17 protein-coding genes are annotated in these 17598 nt (G+C 74.6%); 6 read left to right on the top strand and 11 right to left on the bottom strand.

Going from position 1 to position 17598, the window contains the following annotated elements; translation table 11 throughout:
* The first annotated feature begins 13 nt into the window (after positions 1–13).
* Complete coding sequence (locus tag KIS93_RS00695) at positions 14–979, top strand: NAD-dependent epimerase/dehydratase family protein (protein WP_080037210.1); 966 nt, start codon at positions 14–16, stop codon at positions 977–979.
* 49 nt (positions 980–1028) lie between these two features.
* On the opposite strand, the gene KIS93_RS00690 is transcribed toward KIS93_RS00695, so the two are convergent.
* The 9 genes from KIS93_RS00690 to KIS93_RS00650 all read right to left on the bottom strand — a co-directional run bounded on the left by KIS93_RS00690 (position 1029) and on the right by KIS93_RS00650 (position 10383).
* Positions 1029–1991 carry a UDP-glucuronic acid decarboxylase family protein gene (locus KIS93_RS00690; RefSeq protein WP_080037211.1) on the bottom strand — a complete coding sequence of 321 codons (963 nt, stop codon included), beginning with the start codon at positions 1989–1991 and terminating at the stop codon, positions 1029–1031.
* Entirely contained in the window at positions 1988–2875 is an 888-nt protein-coding gene (locus KIS93_RS00685) for a glycosyltransferase family 9 protein (RefSeq protein ID WP_080037212.1), read from the bottom strand. Before KIS93_RS00685 ends, KIS93_RS00690 begins: the two co-directional genes overlap by 4 nt.
* Complete coding sequence (locus KIS93_RS00680; protein WP_080037213.1) at positions 2866–3540, bottom strand: SDR family oxidoreductase; 675 nt, start codon at positions 3538–3540, stop codon at positions 2866–2868. Before KIS93_RS00680 ends, KIS93_RS00685 begins: the two co-directional genes overlap by 10 nt.
* Positions 3537–4874, bottom strand: a complete 1338-nt coding sequence (locus tag KIS93_RS00675; RefSeq protein ID WP_080037214.1) for a PfkB family carbohydrate kinase — start codon at positions 4872–4874, stop codon at positions 3537–3539. Before KIS93_RS00675 ends, KIS93_RS00680 begins: the two co-directional genes overlap by 4 nt.
* Entirely contained in the window at positions 4871–5416 is a 546-nt protein-coding gene (locus KIS93_RS00670; protein WP_080037215.1) for a D-sedoheptulose-7-phosphate isomerase, read from the bottom strand. Before KIS93_RS00670 ends, KIS93_RS00675 begins: the two co-directional genes overlap by 4 nt.
* Before the next feature lie 2 nt (positions 5417–5418).
* The gene (locus KIS93_RS00665) at positions 5419–6612 is read right to left on the bottom strand and encodes a glycosyltransferase (RefSeq protein WP_080037216.1); all 1194 of its coding nucleotides are present in this window, start codon (positions 6610–6612) and stop codon (positions 5419–5421) included.
* The gene (locus tag KIS93_RS00660) at positions 6609–7646 is read right to left on the bottom strand and encodes a glycosyltransferase family 9 protein (protein ID WP_246005148.1); all 1038 of its coding nucleotides are present in this window, start codon (positions 7644–7646) and stop codon (positions 6609–6611) included. The genes KIS93_RS00665 and KIS93_RS00660 overlap by 4 nt, the downstream gene beginning before the upstream one ends.
* A gap of 158 nt (positions 7647–7804) precedes the next feature.
* Positions 7805–8755 carry a glycosyltransferase family 2 protein gene (locus KIS93_RS00655; protein WP_080037217.1) on the bottom strand — a complete coding sequence of 317 codons (951 nt, stop codon included), beginning with the start codon at positions 8753–8755 and terminating at the stop codon, positions 7805–7807.
* Positions 8752–10383, bottom strand: coding sequence for a carbamoyltransferase family protein (locus tag KIS93_RS00650; RefSeq protein WP_080037218.1), 1632 nt, complete (start codon positions 10381–10383; stop codon positions 8752–8754). Before KIS93_RS00650 ends, KIS93_RS00655 begins: the two co-directional genes overlap by 4 nt.
* Before the next feature lie 172 nt (positions 10384–10555).
* On the opposite strand from KIS93_RS00650, the gene KIS93_RS00645 reads away from it, so the two are divergent.
* Genes KIS93_RS00645 through KIS93_RS00635 form a run of 3 tightly spaced genes read left to right on the top strand, consistent with a single transcriptional unit; the run spans position 10556 to position 12354 of the window.
* The gene (locus KIS93_RS00645; protein WP_230466020.1) at positions 10556–11146 is read left to right on the top strand and encodes a D-glycero-alpha-D-manno-heptose-1,7-bisphosphate 7-phosphatase; all 591 of its coding nucleotides are present in this window, start codon (positions 10556–10558) and stop codon (positions 11144–11146) included.
* Positions 11143–12063: a glycosyltransferase gene (locus KIS93_RS00640; protein WP_186403503.1), complete on the top strand. Its 921-nt coding sequence runs from the start codon at positions 11143–11145 to the stop codon at positions 12061–12063. The genes KIS93_RS00645 and KIS93_RS00640 overlap by 4 nt, the downstream gene beginning before the upstream one ends.
* Positions 12064–12096: 33 nt before the next feature.
* The gene (locus KIS93_RS00635) at positions 12097–12354 is read left to right on the top strand and encodes a WhiB family transcriptional regulator (protein ID WP_080046532.1); all 258 of its coding nucleotides are present in this window, start codon (positions 12097–12099) and stop codon (positions 12352–12354) included.
* A gap of 13 nt (positions 12355–12367) precedes the next feature.
* On the opposite strand, the gene KIS93_RS00630 is transcribed toward KIS93_RS00635, so the two are convergent.
* Entirely contained in the window at positions 12368–13090 is a 723-nt protein-coding gene (locus KIS93_RS00630; protein WP_155126606.1) for a tetratricopeptide repeat protein, read from the bottom strand.
* A gap of 161 nt (positions 13091–13251) precedes the next feature.
* Here KIS93_RS00630 and KIS93_RS00625 point away from each other — a divergent pair, with 161 nt between their 5' ends.
* Positions 13252–16563, top strand: coding sequence for an nSTAND1 domain-containing NTPase (locus KIS93_RS00625; protein ID WP_186403502.1), 3312 nt, complete (start codon positions 13252–13254; stop codon positions 16561–16563).
* On the top strand, positions 16521–16943 hold the full coding sequence (locus KIS93_RS00620; protein ID WP_186403501.1) for a WD40 repeat domain-containing protein: 423 nt from the start codon (positions 16521–16523) through the stop codon (positions 16941–16943). Before KIS93_RS00625 ends, KIS93_RS00620 begins: the two co-directional genes overlap by 43 nt.
* Before the next feature lie 114 nt (positions 16944–17057).
* Here the strand turns inward: KIS93_RS00620 and def are convergent, their stop codons facing one another.
* On the bottom strand, positions 17058–17546 hold the full coding sequence (gene def / locus KIS93_RS00615) for a peptide deformylase (protein ID WP_080046533.1): 489 nt from the start codon (positions 17544–17546) through the stop codon (positions 17058–17060).
* Positions 17547–17598 lie beyond the last annotated feature (52 nt).

Raw genomic sequence — 17598 nt, 5'->3', positions numbered from 1 at the left:
GGGAGCATTCACGATGATTCTGATCACCGGCGGACTGGGCTTCATCGGCACGCACACCACCCGCGCCCTGCTCGACCTGGGCGAGTCCTGCGTGCTCGTGCAGCGCCGGCCCGCCGACGTGCCCGCCGCCTTCGCCGCCGAGGCCGGCGAGCGGCTCTTCGTCGAGCAGGCCGACATCGCCGACGAGCGGGCCGTGCTCGCGATCGGCGAGCGGCACGACATCACGGGCATCCTGCACCTGGCCGGCTCCATGCCCTGGCCGGTCGGCGCGTACGAGCCGATCGAGCACACCGAGCGGGCGCTGGGCAGCCTGCTCACCCTGTTCCGCGCGGCCCGCGACTGGCGGGTGCGGCGGCTCGGCCTGGCCAGCACCATCGGCGTGTACGCCGGCGTCACCGCCGACGGGCCGCTGCGCGAGGACCTGCCGCTGACGATGAGCGCCCCGCACGTCATCCCGCGCTTCAAGAAGATCGGCGAGCTGCTGGCCGGCCACCTCGAAGGGGTTCTCGGCATCGAGGCGGTGAATTACCGCATCGGCGGCATCTGGGGGCCGCTCGGGCACAACCCCGACCCGTTCTTCCCGGCGCCGCAGCTCGTGCACGCCGCCGCCCGCGGCACCGAGCCCGACCTGTCCGGGATGATGGGGGAGACGCGGCGGGAGAACGGCATCGACGTGTGCTACGTCAAGGACTGCGCGCGGGCGCTCGCGCTGCTGCAGACGGCCGGCGCGCTGCGGCACCGCACGTACAACGTGGCCTCGGGGCGCGTCACCACCAACGGGGAGCTGATCGAGGCGATCAGGAAGCACGTGCCCGACGCGCGGCTCGACGGCGTCGAGCCGGGCCGCGTCGCCGCCCGCGTCGACAACCCCCTCGACATCACGCGGCTGCGCGAGGACACCGGGTTCGAGCCCGCCTACGACACCGTGCGGGCGGTCGGCGAGTACCTGGAGTGGCTGCGCGCGGGCAACGAGCGCTGAACGACAGCCTGCCCCCGCCGCGACTCCGGCGGGGGCAGCGCTCTGGCCGTCAGACCTGGAGGCGTTCGAGCTGCTCGATCGCGGCCAGCTCCGCCGAGAACCACTCGATCGTGCGGCGCAGCCCCTCCTCGGCGGGCACCTGAGCCCGCCAGCCCAGCCGCTCGGCGGCCAGCGAGGTGTCAGGCCGGCGCACCTTCGGGTCGTCGGCGGGCCGGTCGATGAAGCGGATCTCCGACGACGACCCGGTCAGCTTCTTCACCAGCGTGGCCAGCTCCAGCATGGTCAGCTCGTCGGGGTTGCCGATGTTGACGGGCCCGGCGAAGTCGCTGCGGGCCATGGCCAGGATGCCCGACACGGTGTCGTCGACGTAGCAGATGGAGCGGGTCTGCGAGCCGTCGCCGGTGATCGTGATCGGCTCGCCGGTCAGCGCCTGGCGGATGAACGTCGGGATCGCGCGGCCGTCGAACGGCCGCATCCGCGGGCCGTAGGTGTTGAAGATCCGCACGATCCCGGTGTCGGTGCCGCGCGAGTGCCGGTACGCGGTGGTCAGCGACTCGGCGAAGCGCTTGGCCTCGTCGTACACGCTGCGCGGCCCGACCGGGTTGACGTTGCCCCAGTACGTCTCCTTCTGCGGGTGCTCCAGCGGGTCGCCGTACACCTCGCTCGTGGAGGCCAGCACGAACCGGGCGCCCTTCTCCCTGGCCAGCCCCAGCGCGTGCAGCGTGCCGACGCTGCCCACCCGCAGCGTCTCGATCGGGTAGCGCAGGTAGTCGGCCGGAGAGGCGGCCGAGGCGAAGTGCAGCACCAGGTCCAGCCGGTCCGGGACGTGCACGTACCCGGTCAGGTCGCACTCGATGAGCCGGAACTCGGGGCGTTCGAGAAGGTGCTCGACGTTGCGCGGACCGCCGGTGAGGAAGCTGTCCATGCAGACGACCTCCGCACCCTCCTCCAGCAGCCGCTCGCAGAGATAGGAGCCGAGGAACCCGGCGCCTCCGGTGACCAGAGCCCTCATGAGATGACCTCCATGGCGGCGTCGACGACTTCGGATACCTCGATCTTCAGCAGGCCCGGGTCGGGCCGCTGGCCGTGCGGGTCGCCGTTCTGCCCGGCCCACAACGCCACGTGCCGCCAGCCGGGCGGCGGGCCCCACAGCTTGGGCGAGACCGGCCCGAACAGCACCACCGACGGCACGCAGAACGCCGTCGCCAGATGGGCCACGCCGGTGTCGCCGCACACCACCAGCTTCGCCTTGCTGACCAGATCGATCAGGTCGGCCAGGCGGGTGCGCCCGGCCAGCATCCGCTCCGGAGGCAGCCCCGCCAGCTCGGCGACCCGGGAGGCGATGGGCACCTCCTCCGCGTTGCCCGTGATGACCACGTCGTCCAGCGCGGCGGCCACCTCGGCGAACCGCTCGGGCGGCCAGCGGCGCGCGGGGTAGGCGGCGCCTGGATGCACGATCGCCGGACCCGTCCGGTCGGAGATCCCGAGCGTCAGGTCACTGGGATCGGCGGGGATGCCGTGCCACTCCAGCAGCTCGCACCACCGCCGCACCTCGTGCACGCCGTCCTGCCAGGGCGGGCCGGTGCCGAAGCTGATCAGCCGCCCCGGATCCGTGGCGCGCAGCGCCTCGATGGACTGCGGCCCCCGCCCGTGCAGGTTGACCGCGACGTCGGGGCGCTCGAACGGCAGCGCCTCCATCGGGATGGGGCCCGGCCCGGCCACGTCCACCTGGTCGTCCACCGCGCCGATCAGCGGCAGCAGGGCCTCCAGGTAGCGCGGCGCGGCCAGGGTGATCCGGTGCGCCGGAAACGCCTGGCGCAGGGACCGCAGGGCGGGCACGGCCGTGAGCAGGTCGCCCAGGCCGAGCCCGCGCAGGGCGAGAAGTTCTAGGGCCATGACGTCTCCGTGGACGGGCAGACGACGAGCTCTCTCACCTCACATCCGGCCGGCTGCCGCAGTGCGAAGACGATGGTTTGCGCCACGTCGGCCGGATCGTTCAGCCCGGCCTCGGGGCCCGGCTTGTACTGGTCGGGGCGTCCGTCGAAGAAGCCCGTGCGCATGCCGCCGGGGATCAGCAGCGTCACGCCGATCTCCCCGCGCGTCTCGATCGCCAGGCCCCTGGTGAAGCCGACGACGCCGAACTTCGACGCCGAGTACGCCGACGCGTCGCTGAGCGGCCGCAGCCCCAGCGTCGAGGCACAGGTGACGACCTTGCCGCGGGTGTGCTTCAGGTACGGCAGCGCCGCCCGCACGACCGAGGCCGTGCCGAGCAGGTTCACCCGGATGACCCGCTCCCAGTCGTCGGCCGGCACGTCCTCCAGCCGGCCGCACGCGTCGATGCCGGCGGCCGTCACGACGGCGTCCAGGCCGCCGGCCCGCTCGGCCAGCTCGCGCACCGCCCGCTCGGCCTCGCCGCGGTCGGCCAGATCCGCGGTCACGTGCTCGAAGCGCTGGTCGGGCTCGCGCACGTCCACGACGAGCGCCTTCCAGCCCTCCTTCTCCACGGCCTCGGCCGTGGCCAGGCCGAGCCCGGACGCGCCCCCGGTGATCAATACATTCACTGGATCTCCCTGATCAGATTGGTTGTCGAACGCCCCGGCAGCGTGCTCAGCACGACGATCTCCGCGCCGAGCCTGCCGAGGACCTCGGATTCGGGCAGCACTTCCCCCTCGTAGTCGCCGCCCTTCACCCACACGTCGGGGCGCAGCTGCTCGATGGCGGCGGCCGGGGTGTCCTCGTCGAACACCAGCACCGCGTCCACGCAGCCCAGCGCCCGCAGCACCTCGACCCGGTCGCGCACGTCCACGATGGGCCTGGACGGGCCCTTCAGCCGGCGTACCGAGTCGTCGGAGTTGACGCAGACGACCAGCGCGTCGCCGAGCGCCCTGGCCCGCCGCAGCAGGCTCACGTGGCCCGCGTGCAGCAGGTCGAAGCAGCCGCCGGTGGCGATCAGCCGGCCGCCGTTCGCGCGGGTGAGCCTGGCCACCTCCAGCGCGGTGCGCGGCCGGTCGCCGAGCCGCTGCTCCTGCACCCTCACGGAGGCGGCCCCGCCGCGCTCGACGAAGCGGGACGCCTCGCCCACGCCGATCGTGACCGCCTCCTCGGCGCCGGCGCCGTCGCGCAGCGCCAGCGCCGCGGCGCCGGCGAGCCGGTCGCCCGCGCCGCACGCGTCCTGGCCGCCCGCCCGCACCGGCGGCGGCACCGTGGTCAGCGGGCCGCCCGCCACGGCGAGCGCGGCCCCGCGCGCGCCGGTCGTGACGGCCACCGCCCCGGCCCGCAGCGTCCGCACCAGGCGGCGGGCCGCCTGGTCGGGGCCGTGGTAGCCGGACGGGCAGAGCATCCGCGCCTCCGCCTCGCTGGGCGTCAGCAGCGCGCAGCCGGGCATCGGCTGCTCGCCCCGCGGATGCGGGTCCCACACCACCGGCACGTCGAGATCGCGCAGCAGCTCGCGGGCCATCCTGGCCACGCCCCTGCCGTAGTCGGAGACCAGCACCGCGCCGGCCCGCCTGATCGCCTCGACCGCTTCCGTGGTGGGGGAGTACGTGGCCGTGCCGTCGCCGCTGTCGAGCCTGACCAGCGTCTGGCCGCGCGCCCTGACCCTGGTCTTGCGGACGGTGCCGCCACGCAGCGGCAGCCGTACCAGGTCGAGCTCCTCCGACAGCAGCCCGCACAGGCGGTGCCCGTCGGGGTCGTCGCCCACGGCGGTGATCAGCACGACGTCGGCGCCGTCGCGGGCGGCCAGCAGCGCCGCCAGCCCGGCCCCGCCGGGACGGGCCTGCTCGGTGGCGACGTCCACCACCGGCACGGGCGCGTCCGGGCAGAGCCGGTCGGCCTCGCCCTCGACGTCCACGTCGAGCAGCGTGTCCCCGATGACGACCAGCGGTCCGTCCGTCACAGCGCCTCCTCTACGGCGTCGCACAGCAGGTGGATGAGCGCCAGGTGCACCTCTTGCACGGTGGCGGTCTCGCCCGGGATGGTGACGGCCTCGTCGCACAGGTCGGCGAGCGGGTTCGGGGCCGGGCCCGTCATGGCCCAGGCCGCGAGCCCGGCCTCCTGCGCCGCCCTGGCGGCGGCCAGCACGTTCGGGCTGCCGCCGCTGGTGGACAGGCACAGCAGCACGTCCCCGGTACGGCCGTGCGCGCGCACCTGGCGGGCGTAGACCTGCTCGGCGCCGAAGTCGTTGGCGATCGCCGTCAGCGACGAGCTGTCGGCGTGCAGCGGGATCGCCGCGTACGGCTGCCGGTCGTCCCTGAACCGGCCCACCAGCTCGGCCGTCAGATGCTGCGCCTCCGCCGCGGAGCCGCCGTTGCCGCAGGCCAGCAGCCTGCCCCCGGCGGCCAGCACGGCGGCCAGCCGGCCTCCCCAGCCCCGGACGGTGACCGCGTGGTCATCGACCTTCTCCAGGGTGTTCCAGAGCTTCTCCAGATGGGCATCCATGATCAACCCCCCAGGGCCGCCAGCCGGCAGACCTTTCCGTCGATGACCTGCGTGTACACGGCCTCGGTCAGCTCGGCCACGCGCGGCCAGCCGTACCGCTCCCTGGCCCGGGCCGCGCCGGCGGCGCCGAGTGCGGCCCGCCGCTCGTCGTCGCCGAGCACGTCCTTGAGCGCCCTGGCCAGGGCGCGCGGGCGGCGCGGCGGCACGAGCACGCCGCAGCCCGCGACCGAGTCGAGGTGGCCGCCGACCGCCGAGGCGACGACCGGCACGCCGCACGCCATGGCCTCCACGGGCACCATGCCGAACGGCTCGTACCAGGGCACCGTCACCACGACGTCGGCCGAGCGCATCAGGGCCGGCACGTGCCGGCGCGGCACCGAGCCGATGACGTGCACGCGGTCGCCGATCCCGTACCCCTCGGCCAGCTCGCGCAGCCGGACCGCCTCCTCGTCGTCCGGGGTGCCGCCGGCGATCACCAGGTTGACGTCCGGGAGCTGGCGCAGCGCCGCGATCACGGTGTCCACGCCCTTGCGCGGCACCATCCGGCCGATGCTGAGCACGAGCGGCCCGTCCGTACGCGGCGCCACCGGCCCCTCCGGGCAGAACCTCGACAGGTCCACCCCGCACGGCACGACCCCGATGCGGTGCTCGGGGATGCCCATCGCGCACAGCTCGTTCACCTCGTCGCTGCACGTCGCCAGCACCATGTCGGCCCGCAGGCCGATCTCGCGCTCGGTCTCGATGCGGTGCGCGGGGCTGGTGTCGGCCGCGCCCTGCCAGCGCCGCTTGACGGTGCCCAGCGCGTGGAACGTCTGCACCACGGGCACCCCCAGGGACGCCGCGGCCCGCAGCGCCGCCTGCCCGCTCATCCAGAAGTGCGCGTGCGCGACGTCCGGCGGGTCGGCGGACCAGCGCGCGGCCAGCCACTCGGTGAACTCCGGCATGAACGGCGGCAGCTCGTCCTTCGGAACGGGAGCCGCGGGCCCGGCGGGGACGTACTCGACCGTGACGCCCGGCGCGAGGCTCACCGAGTCCGGTTGCGACTCGGAGGAGCGACGGGTGTGGACGACGACGCTGTGCCCGCGCTCGGCCAGGGCCATGGCCAGCGCGGCGACGTGAACGTTCTGGCCGCCGGAGTCGACGCCGCCGACCGCCGCCAGCGGGTCCGCGTGCTCCGAGATGAGATCGACCTTCACTGCGTCAGCTCCCTCACTGCCTTGACCACCTGCTCACTCGTCACTTGGGACAGGCACGGGTGCCCGGCCACCGGGCAGGTCCGCGCCCTGCTTCCACGGCAGGGCGCTTCCTGGTCGCCCAGCAGCACCACCGGCACGCCGTACGGGGCCCACCGCACCGCAGGGACCACGGGGGCGAACAGGCTCACGACCGGTGTTCCGACCGCCGCGGCCAGGTGCGCGGGGCCGGTGTTGCCCGCCACGAGCACGCCGGCACGCTCGATCACGGCAGCCAGTTCTGCGAATGTGGTCACGCCGCCCAGATCGACCGCGACGTCGCTGGCCACGTAGGCGGTGAGGTCACGTTCCGTGCCGGTCACGACGACCTGGTGCCCGTCCTCGACCAGCTCCCGCACCGCCTGCCGGTGCCTTTCCGCAGGCCAGGTACGGGCGGGGGCCGAGGTCCCTGGGTGCACCACGACATACGCGCCTTTGTCGGCTACGCCGCCGACGCCTACCCATTGCCCCGTAAATTTCGCTATATCCGGCAACGGGCGCTGAACAGCGAGTTTCCCGTCATCGCCCTCCGGCAGCTCGAACCCGGCCGCCCGCGCGACCGCCAGCATGCGCTCCGCCTCCGGCACGTCCACGCTCTCGTCCACCACGTGCCGCACGTCGAGCAACGAACCCGGGTAGTCGTTGCTGATCGCGGTGATCCGCTTCACCCCGGCCAGCCTCAGCAGCAACGCCAGCGGCAGCGCCGACTGGTGGAACGACGTCAGCAGCACCGCCTCGTCGATCCCGCCGGCCTGCGCGACCAGCTCCCGCACACCCTCCGCCGTCACGGGCGGCGGCGTGTGGTCGATCCACGGGGCCCGCCACACGATCACGCGGTCCACGCCGGGCAGCAGCTCGGCCGCCGCCCTGCCGTTCGGGCCGGCCAGGAAGACCACCTCGCGGGCCCCCGCCCGGACGGCCCGCACGGCCGGCCCGGCCAGCAGCACGTCACCGGCGTCGTCGAGGCGCGCCACGAGCACGCGCCCCCGGTCCCGCACACTCTCGCTCCTGGCGGCCCTGTCCGGGGTGGCCTTGTCTTGAGCGGTCCTGTCTTGAGCGGTCCTGTCTTGAGCGGTCCTGTCTTGAGCGGTCCTGTCTTCAGCGGTCCTGTCCCTCGTGGCACGGCCCTTGCTGGAACGTTCCTGCGCACTCCTGCTCATCGCCGGACCCTCCATTCCCCCCGAAGCCGGTGCACGCATGCGACCGGCGGGATCAGCACGCTGGTGACGGCCATCCGCAGCACCTCCTCCGGGCTGCGCGGGCCCGGCGCGATCCGCCGCCAGGCGAACTCGGCGGTCAGCGCCGCCCACACCGCCGCGGCACCCCACGCCGCCACGGCCGGCCCCCGCCCCGCCTTAAGCCGTCCCGCCGCCGCTCCCAGGAGCAGGGCCGACAGGCCCGCGGCGGTCGTGGCCGCGTGCAGGCGCAGCCGCCCCGGCCCGCCGCCGATCCTGGAACGCCAGGACGGCCCGTGCAGGCGCCGCATGAGCGCGTCGTCCGCGTTCCCCCGCTGGAACCGCACGCTCGCCCAGAACCCGTCGTCCCGCACCGGATGCTCGGTCACCCGCTCGCCCATGACCAGCCGGTGCCCGGCCTCCATCACCCGCAGCGCCAGATCGGCGTCCTCCCGGTACGCCCGGGGGAACCGCTCGTCGAACCCGCCGGCGCCCTCCAGCGCCGCCCGCCGGTAGGCCATGTCGGCCGTCACCCACAGCGCCCCCGACAGCCCGGCCGTGTGCCGCTCGCCGTCGGTGGGCCTGCGGCCGGGCGGCAGCGGCACCACGATGCGCCCCTGGCTGCCGGCCACGTCGTCGGGCAGGTCCACCAGGTCCTTCCAGACCGCCTCGGCCCACCCCGGCGCGGGGATCACGTCGTCGTCGAGGAACACCACCCACGGCGTGTCCGCGGCCCGCCATCCGGCGTTCCGCGCGGCGGCGGGGCCCCGCCCGCCCGACCGGACGACCCGGACGTTGGCGGGCAAAGGCTCCAGTGCCGGGGTCGGATCGGCTCGGTCGTCCACCACGACCACCGGCACGCCCGGCCCCACGGCCGCCAGCGTGTCGCACAGGGTGGGCCGCCCGATGGTGGGGATCACCACGGTGATCACGAGGCGAACACCTCCCCTCGCCGCACCACGTACGGACCGAGGACCAGCACGTCCACCGGCGAGGACCCGAAGCACTCCAGCGCGTCACGCGGGTCGTCCACCATGGGGCGCCCGGCCGTGTTCAGGCTCGTGTTGACCACCACCGGCAGCCCCGTGCGTGCCTCGAACTCGCTCAGCACCCGCGCCATCAGCGGCTGCTCGCGCGGCGAGATCGTCTGGATCCGCGCCGTCCCGTCCACGTGCACGACCGCCGGGATCCGCGCCGCCCAGTCCGGGTGCACGTCGTGGACGAACAGCATGTACGGCGACGGCACCGGGCCCCGCCCGAAGATCTCGCGGGCCCGCGACTCCAGCACCATCGGCGCGATCGGCCGGAACTGCTCGCGCCCCTTGACGTCGTTCAGCCGCTCGGTGTTGCGGGCGTGCCCCGGATGGGCCAGCAGCGAGCGCTGCCCCAGCGCGCGCGGCCCGTACTCGGCCCGCCCCTGGAACCAGGCCACGATCCGGTCGGCCGCCAGCTCCGCGGCCACCGCGGCGGCCAGGTCGGCCGGGCGGGTGTGCGGGACGCGGGCGACGTCCAGCCACGCCCCGAGCTCCTCGTCGGTGAAGCCGCGCCCGAGCGCCGCGTCCGGCATGGGGCCGGCCGGCTCGCCGTACGACTGCGCCAGGTGCAGCGCCCCGCCCAGCGCGGTGCCCGAGTCGCCCGCCGCCGGCTGGACCCAGATCTCGTCGAACGGGCCCTCGTCCAGCAGCCGCGTGTTGGCCACGCAGTTCAGCGCGACCCCGCCGGCCAGCGCCAGCCGCCGCTCACCGGTGCGCTCGTGCAGCCAGCGCACCAGCTCCAGCAGCACCTCCTCCAGCCTCGCCTGCACGCTGGCGGCCAGATCGGCGTGGTCGGAGGTCCACGGGGCGCCCTTCTTCAGCGCCTTGGCGTACACGCTCCAGTCGACCGGCTCGACGCGGAAGCCGCCGTCGCCGGTCGTGTAGATCACCTCGCGCAGCGCCTCCAGGTGGCGGGGCCGGCCGTAGGAGGCCATCGCCATCACCTTGTACTCGTCGCTGGAGCGCAGGAAACCCAGATGCTCGGTGACGTCCTCGTACATGAGGCCCAGGGAGTGCGGCAGCTTCTGCGCCGCCAGCACCTCCAGCTCGCCGCCGCGATAGCGGCCCGCCAGGTGCGAGACGTTCTCGCCGCGCCCGTCGGCCACCAGCACCGCGCAGTCGCGCCACGGCGCCGCCAGGCCCGCCGAGGCGGCGTGCGCCACGTGGTGCGGCACGTAGCTCACCTGGCCGGGGTCCAGGCCGGGCAGCGCCGTGGCGAGGAAGGCCGGGGCGCGCACCGCGTACTTGGTGCGCAGGTCCTCCCAGTCGCCCTCCGGCTTCTGCACGACCAGCGACGGATCGTAGGAGTAGGCCACCGCGTCGATGTCCTCAGGGGACAGGCCCGCCTCGCGCAGGCACCACGCGGCGGCCAGCTCCGGCAGCTCCCACGCCGAGAACGCCAGCGGCCTCTTGCCGTGCTTGCGGCGGCTGAAGCGCTCCTCCTCAGCCGCGGCGACGATCCTCCCGTCGACCACCAGGGCGGCGGCCGGGTCGTGGAAGATCGCGTTGATGCCGAGAAACTTCATGCTTCCTCCCCCTAAGGATGTCGAGAACCGCTACCGAGAGAAGCGGTTCTCAAACATCGAGCGACGTCGGGAGATGCGAAAACAGGCGGAAGCTCCTGCACTTGGTCACTTTAAGTAGTTGTTTGCCAGGGCAGGCGCCGGGTAGCTGCCGGACACGCGACGGAGGTGAAAGGTGTTCGAAAAGCGACGTCCCGGCGCCGTGCTCTTCGACCGGGACGGGACCTTGATCAGGGACGTGCCGTACAACGGCGATCCGGACCTCGTCGAGCCCATGCCGGGCGCGATCGAGGCCCTGCACAGGCTCAGGCACGCCGACGTCCCGGTGGCCGTGGTCACCAACCAGTCGGGCGTCGCCAAGGGCCTGCTGACGCCCGACGAGATGGACCAGGTGAACGCCAAGGTGGAGGAGCTGCTCGGCCCGTTCGACGCGTGGGCGATCTGCGTGCACGACGACGCCGACGGCTGCACCTGCCGCAAACCCGCGCCCGGCCTGGTCATCAGAGCCGCTGCCGTGCTCGACGTCAGCCCCCGCGACTGCGTCGTCGTCGGCGACATCGGCCGCGACATGGAGGCCGCCCGCGCCGCCGGGGCCAGGGGCATCCTCGTCCCGACCCAGGAGACGCTGCGCGAGGAGATCACGCAGGCCGCCGAGGTCGCCGACGACCTGATCGACGTCGTGGACCGCGTCCTGAGCGACGCCGAGAGCCCCGTGCCCGCCGCGGCGGCGCCTTGGGCCCGCGCCATGGGCTGGAGCCGCTGGTGAGGATCCTCATCTGGCACGTGCACGGCTCGTGGACCAGCGCGTTCATCCGGGGGTCCCACGAGTACCTGCTGCCGCTCGTTCCCGGCCGTGGTCCCGATGGCCGGGGGCGGGCGGCCACCTACGACTGGCCGGACAGCGCCCGCGAGGTGCCCTGGGAGCGGCTGCGCGACGAGCACGTGGACGTCGTCGTCTACCAGCGCCCCCACGAGATCGACCTGGCCCGCGAATGGCTCGGCCGCGATGTGCCCGGCGTGTACGTCGAGCACAACACGCCCGCCGGCGACGTGCCCCGCACCCGCCACCCCCTCGCCGACCGCACCGACATCCCGATCGTGCACGTCACCTACTTCAACGAGCTGTACTGGGACAACGGCCGCGCTCCCACCCGCGTCATCGAGCACGGCATCCCCGACCCCGGCCACCTCTACACCGGCGAGCTGCCCCGGGCCGGCGTCGTCGTCAACGAGCCCGTCCGCCGCACCAGGGTCGCCGGCACCGACCTGCTGCCCCGCTTCGCCGAGCGGGTGCCGCTCGACGTGTTCGGCATGAAGGTGAACGGGCTCCCGTACGGCACGTACGAGGACCTGCCCCAGCACGTCATGCACGCCGAGCTGGCCCGCAGGCGCGTCTACCTGCACCCCTACCGGTGGACCTCGCTCGGCCTGGCCCTCATCGAGGCCATGACGCTCGGCATGCCCGTCGTCGCGCTGGCCGCCACCGAGGCGATCGAGGCGGTGCCGCCCGAGGCCGGGGTCCTGTCGACCAAGGTGCACGTGCTGGCCGACGCCCTGCACGCCTACGCCGAGGATCCCGAGGTCGCGAGCCAGGCCGGCAAGGCCGCCAGAGCCGCCGCCCTGTCACGGTACGGGCTCGGAAGATTCCTCTCCGATTGGGATGCCCTGCTCAGCGAGGTATGACCCGCGGGGCGATGGGTAGGCGCGAAGAGCATGATGATGATGCTCGACTGGACCCGCAGGGCCGCCTGCCTCGACCTGGACCCGGAACTGTTCTTCCCGATCTCCATGGAAGGTCCGAGCCAGTCGCAGGTCGAGCGGGCCAAACACGTGTGTGACGGCTGTCCCGTGCGCCGGCCGTGCCTGGAGTACGCGCTGAGCACGGGGCAGGCGTACGGCGTCTGGGGCGGCACCGACCCGGAACAGCGGCGCGAGGAGCTCAGCCTGCGCGCGGAAGCCGCCGCCCGCCACTGACTGCCCCATTGGTTCAGGTGCTCGCCGGACGGCCGAGCGCCGACAGGACGGTGCCCAGGTACGCCCGGGCGCGGTCGAGCCGCGCCTGATACCGCCCGGCGGCGCCTGCCTCCTTCAAGCCTGTCTCCTTCAAGCCCGCCTCCTGCAAGCCCGCCTCCTGCAAGCCCGCCTCCTTCAGAACCGGCCCCTTCAGAAGCGTGACCGCCTCCACGACCAGCGGCAGCGCCTCGACGGGCAGCCCGCGCTCGTGCAGGGTCATTCCGACCTCGGCCAGCACCTCCGCCAGATCGGCGAGGTACCGTCCGGGATCGTCCGCCGCCAGCCGCCGGTACGCCGAGACGGCCTCCCGCTCGGCCCGCAGCGCCTCGTCCGGCCGGCCCAGCTCGGCCAGCGTCGCCCCCAGGTTGATCAGGGCGTCGGCGAGATCGGCCAGGTGCCGGCCGGGATCGGCCGCGGCCAGCCGCCGCAGGACGGCCACCGCCTCCCGCTCGGCGTCCAGCGCCTCCCCGTGCCGCCCGAGCTCGCCCAGCGTCACCCCGAGACTGCTCAGGCAGCCGGCCAGCTCCGGCAGGTAGCGCTCGGGACCGGCGCCGGCCAGCCGCCGGTAGACGGCCAGAGCCTCCCTTTCGGCGTCCAGCGCCTCGGCCGCGCTGCCGCACTCCCCGAGGTGCACCCGCTCCATGAGGCGCCGGGCCCGCCTGCCGTCCTCCCCCTCGGCGGGGACACTCCCACGCACACATCTCCTTCGTCCGCCGGACGCGGGCAACGGCCCGGCCGGTTGCCACTGAGGCTTCCCCGGCACCAGGATCGGGGCGGCAGGATTGTTCGGCACCCCTCATCAGGCAGGAAAACAATGCACTTCACGGCGTACGGCTCCGCCCCGGGAGCCCCGTAGCGGTGGCGGGCCGTCGTGAGAGCCCGGTGGACCCGGCGGCGGGGCCGGTGCAGCGCTTCGCGTACGAGCTGCGCAAGCTGCGCCAAGAGGCGGGCGGGCTCACCTACCGGGCCATGGCCGGGCGGGCCGGCTACTCGGTCACCACGCTGTCGCAGGCGGCGGCGGGGGAGAAGCTGGCGTCGCTGCCCGTCGTCCTCGCCTTCGTGCGCGCCTGCGGCGGGGACCCCGCCGAGTGGGAGCGGCGCTGGCGGCGGGCCGCCGCCGAGCTGGCCCGCGAGCGGGCGGACGACGACGGCGCCGCCGGGCCGTACCCGGGGCTGGCCTCCTACGACACCCGCGACGCCGGCCGCTTCTTCGGCCGTGACGGGCTGGTGGCGGAGCTGCGGGAGCTGCTGGGGCGGCACGGGTTCGCGGCGGTGTTCGGCTCGTCGGGCAGCGGCAAGTCGTCCCTGTTACGGGCCGGGCTCGTGCCCGCCGTCAGCGCGCGGGCCGTGGTGATCACGCCGGGGGAGCACCCGATGCGGCACGCCGGCGCCTTCCGCCCCGCCGGCGGCGCGCTGGTCGTCGTGGACCAGTTCGAGGAGGTGTTCACGCTCTGTCACGACCCGCGCGAGCGCGAGGAGTTCATCGACCTGCTGCTCACCGCGCGCCGCCCTGACGGCGGGCCAGGCGGGCCAGGCGGGCCAGGCGGGCCAGGCGGGTCGGGCGGGCCGGGCGGGCCGGGCGGGCCGGGCGATGGGGCAGGGGTCGTCATCGCGGTGCGCGCCGACTTCTACGGCCGCTGCGCCGAGCACCGCGGCCTCACCGAGGCCCTGCGCGCGGCCGGCCTGCTGGTCGGGCCGATGCACCAGGACGAGCTGCGGGAGGCCATCGTCCGGCCGGCCATGGCCGAGGGGCTGACCGTGGAGCGGGCGCTGACGTCCGCGATCATCGAGGACGTCGCCGGCGAGCCCCAGGCACTGCCGCTGATGTCGCACGCCCTGCGGGAGGTGTGGCGCCGCCGTACGGGAAAGACGCTGACCCTGGACGCCTACGAGAGCGTCGGCCGGGTCCACGGGGCGATCAGCCACACGGCGGAGGAGGTCTACGCGGGCCTGTCGCCGGCGCAGGCGCGGATCGCCCGGCGGATCCTGCTGCGGCTGATCGATCCGGGCGAGCAGGCCCAGGCGACCCGCCGCCCGGCCGCGCGGGCGGAGCTGGACCCGAGCGGCGACCCGGACACGGCGCTGGTCATCGAGCGGCTGGCCGGGGCCCGGCTGCTGACGCTCCACCAGGACACCGTGGAGCTGGCGCACGAGGCGCTGATCGAGTCGTGGCCGCGCCTGCGCGGCTGGGTGGACGACGGGCGCGACCGCCTGCGCGCGCACCGGCAGCTCACGGACGCGGCCAGGGCGTGGGAGGCGCACGGCCGCGACGCCGGGCTCCTCTACCGGGGCGCCCGCCTGGCCGCCGCCGGGAAGCTGCTGGCCGAGCCGGGGGACCGGGACGAGCTGACGCCGTCCGAGCGGAGCTTCGCCGACGCGAGCCTGGCGCTGGCCCGCCGCACCTCGCGGACGCGGGTGGCGGTCTCGGCCGTGCTGGCGGTCCTGCTGGTCGCCTCCCTGGTCGCGGCGGGGGTCGCCATCCGGCAGGCGGGCCTGGCCGACGGCCGCCTGGAGGAGGCGACGGCCCGGCTGGCCGCCAGGCGCGCGGCCGTCCTGCGGCCGAGCGACCCGCGGCTGGCCCGCCGGCTGAGCGCCGCCGCCTGGCGGATCGCGCACGTCCCGGAGGCGAGGAGCGAGCTGATCGACTCCATGGCGCTGCCGCTGGTGGACGTCGTCACCGCCCCCTACGATCCGGCGGACCTGGTGCAGGGCCTCAGCGCGGACGGCGGCAGGCTCGCCCTCTTCACGCCCGGCACGGCGCCCGCGCCGGGCGCGCTGCGCGTGCTCGACGTGACCACGAGGAAGGAGGTCGCGAGCGCCCGGTGGACCGGCCCGCGGGTCCACAAGCTGGTGTGGAGCCCCGACGGCCGCACCCTGGCCGTCCACGACGGCACCAACGCCCAGCTGTGGGCCGTCGGCGCCGGCGGCCTCACCGACCTCGGCGCGGCCTTGCCCCGCTTCGACCCCGTACGGTTCAGCCCCGACGGGCGCCGGCTCATCGGCGTGCGCGACGGGACGAACGTCGCCATGGACCTCGCCGACCGTACCCCCGTCCTCGACGAGCCGGTCGCCGCCATCAGCCCGGACGGCCGGCTCGCCCTGATCGTCCCGCCGGCCTCCGCGAGCGGCGGGAAGCGGGCCGCGCTCTGGGACCTCTCCAAGCGTGCGCCGCTGCGCGCCCCCTCGCTGCCGGCCGGTGTGAAGGGCGGCGTGTTCAGCCCGGACGGGCGGCGCCTGGCCGTCACGACACCCTACGGCGTCCGGCTGTGGGACCTGCCCTCGGGCAAGGAGCTCGGGAGCCCGATGGTCCCGCCCGCGGACAGGGTGGCGTTCAGCCCCGACGGGCGGTTCCTGGCGGGGGTCTGGCGTGACGGGTGGGTGCTCCTGCGGCGGGTGGACGGCGAGACGCTCGTGCTGAACACGTCCGTGACCGCGGACGCGAAGGCCGAGCCCCGGTTCTCGCCGGACGGCATGCTGCTCCGGGTGGCCGGCCCGTACGGGACGGTGCACGTCCTGGACATCTCCCCCTACACCAGGCCCGCGCTGCTCGCGCCGGGCGGCGGCGAGCGGCTGTTCAGCCCGGACGGGCGCTTCCTCGTGACGTCCGGGCACCGGGACGGCAGGCCGGAGGTGCGCGTGTGGGACGTCGCCGCGCGCGCACCCGTCGGCGGCCCCCTCCCCGTCGCCGACCTCCCGGGCAAGAGCCGTTACTTCCCGGTGTTCAGCCCCGACGGGCGCACGCTCGCGCTCACCCACACCGCCTCGCCCGTGGGCACGCTGTGGGACGCCACGACCGGCCGCGCCGCCGGCGCGTTGCGGGTGCGCGGGCCCGCGGCCGTCGGCGTCCTGTCCGTGGCCTTCTCTCCCGACGGGCGCACGCTCGCGGTCGCACCCCTCGGCGGCGGGGCCGGCGGCCCGTACATCGGGGACCTGGAGCTGTGGGACGTCCGGGCCGGCAGGTGGCTGCGGACCGTCGCCCACGCGGGCGCCCAGACCTTGATCTTCGAGCCGGACGGGCGCCGCCTGCTCGTGGACAAATCCACCAAGGGACGCGTCCTGGTCGACCTGGCCACCGGCGCGTTACGCCCCACCACAGCGACGGCCGCGCCCAGGGGCGGATCCTCTTCATGGGGGACAAGGCCGCGATCGGCGACCCGGACGGGCGCCTGACGTTCTGGGACCGGGACCTGCGCACGCTCCTCGCCCCGCCCCAGGCCCTCTACACCGGCTCGGTCGCCGCGCTCGTCCCCTACCCGCGAGGGGAACTGCTCGCCACCGTCGGCAGCGAGGGCGACACCGGCATCCAGCTGTGGGACTGGCGCGAACACCAGCGGATCGGGACGCCGATGAGCTACTACACCGACTCCGTGCCGGCCGTGGCGTTCGACCGGACGGCGCTGCTCATCTCCTCCTCGGACGGCGCCCTGCGCAGGATCATCGTCGATCCGGGCGCGGCCGCCGCCGCGATCTGCCGCCAGGACGGCGGCCTGTCGCCGGCCGAGTGGCGCCGGCACATCCCGGAGCTCCCCTACCGCCGAACCTGCCCCTGACGCGTTTCGCCCGCCTCGAGAAGCGCCGGAACCGCCGGCTCAGGCGGCGCCGGGAACCGCCGGCTCAGGGCGCGGCGGGAACCGCTGGCTCAGGGCGCGGCGGGCAGCGCTGGCTCAGGGCGCGGCGGGCAGCGCCTCCGCCAGGAAGCGCTCGCGCTCGGCCGCCTCGAGATGGTCGCTGAACAGCACCCCGTCGAGATGATCGACCTCGTGCTGCAGCACCCGGGCCAGCACGCCGAGCGCCCGCACCGTGACGGGCTTGCCGAACATGTCCCGGCCGCGCGCCGTGACCATGTAGGAGCGTTCCAGCGGCCACCACACGCCCGGCGCCGACAGGCACGCCTCGTCGGCGGTCACCTTGCGCTCCGACAGCTCCAGCCGCGGGTTCACCAGGTGACCCGACCTGCCGTCGTAGGAATAGACCACCACCCGCACCGGCTCCCCGATCTGCGGAGCCGCCAGCCCGGCCCGCCCCGACGCCGCCCGCATCGTCGCCGTCAGCGCCTTGACCAGCCGTCTCAGCTCCCGATCGAAATCCTGGATCGGCGCCGCGACCGAGCGGAGCACCGGATCATCGAACATGCGAATAGGCCGGACCGTCACCCGCAACTCCCCGATAGGCCGCGATCGTCACCAAGAACGTTTCCCAACCGTG

It is taken from the genome of [Actinomadura] parvosata subsp. kistnae (genome assembly GCF_900323885.1).
In the GTDB taxonomy this organism is placed as follows: domain Bacteria; phylum Actinomycetota; class Actinomycetes; order Streptosporangiales; family Streptosporangiaceae; genus Nonomuraea; species Nonomuraea composti.
This window is presented reverse-complemented; position numbering and strand designations above follow the sequence as displayed.

What these genes read in the sequence shown, in the direction of transcription:
- KIS93_RS00695 (WP_080037210.1), top strand. Translation starts at nt 14, where the DNA reads ATGATTCTGATCACCGGCGGACTGGGCTTCATCGGCACGCACACCACC.
- KIS93_RS00690 (WP_080037211.1), bottom strand. Translation starts at nt 1,991, where the DNA reads ATGAGGGCTCTGGTCACCGGAGGCGCCGGGTTCCTCGGCTCCTATCTC.
- KIS93_RS00685 (WP_080037212.1), bottom strand. Translation starts at nt 2,875, where the DNA reads ATGGCCCTAGAACTTCTCGCCCTGCGCGGGCTCGGCCTGGGCGACCTG.
- KIS93_RS00670 (WP_080037215.1), bottom strand. Translation starts at nt 5,416, where the DNA reads ATGGATGCCCATCTGGAGAAGCTCTGGAACACCCTGGAGAAGGTCGAT.
- KIS93_RS00650 (WP_080037218.1), bottom strand. Translation starts at nt 10,383, where the DNA reads ATGAAGTTTCTCGGCATCAACGCGATCTTCCACGACCCGGCCGCCGCC.
- KIS93_RS00635 (WP_080046532.1), top strand. Translation starts at nt 12,097, where the DNA reads ATGATGATGCTCGACTGGACCCGCAGGGCCGCCTGCCTCGACCTGGAC.
- KIS93_RS00620 (WP_186403501.1), top strand. Translation starts at nt 16,521, where the DNA reads ATGGGGGACAAGGCCGCGATCGGCGACCCGGACGGGCGCCTGACGTTC.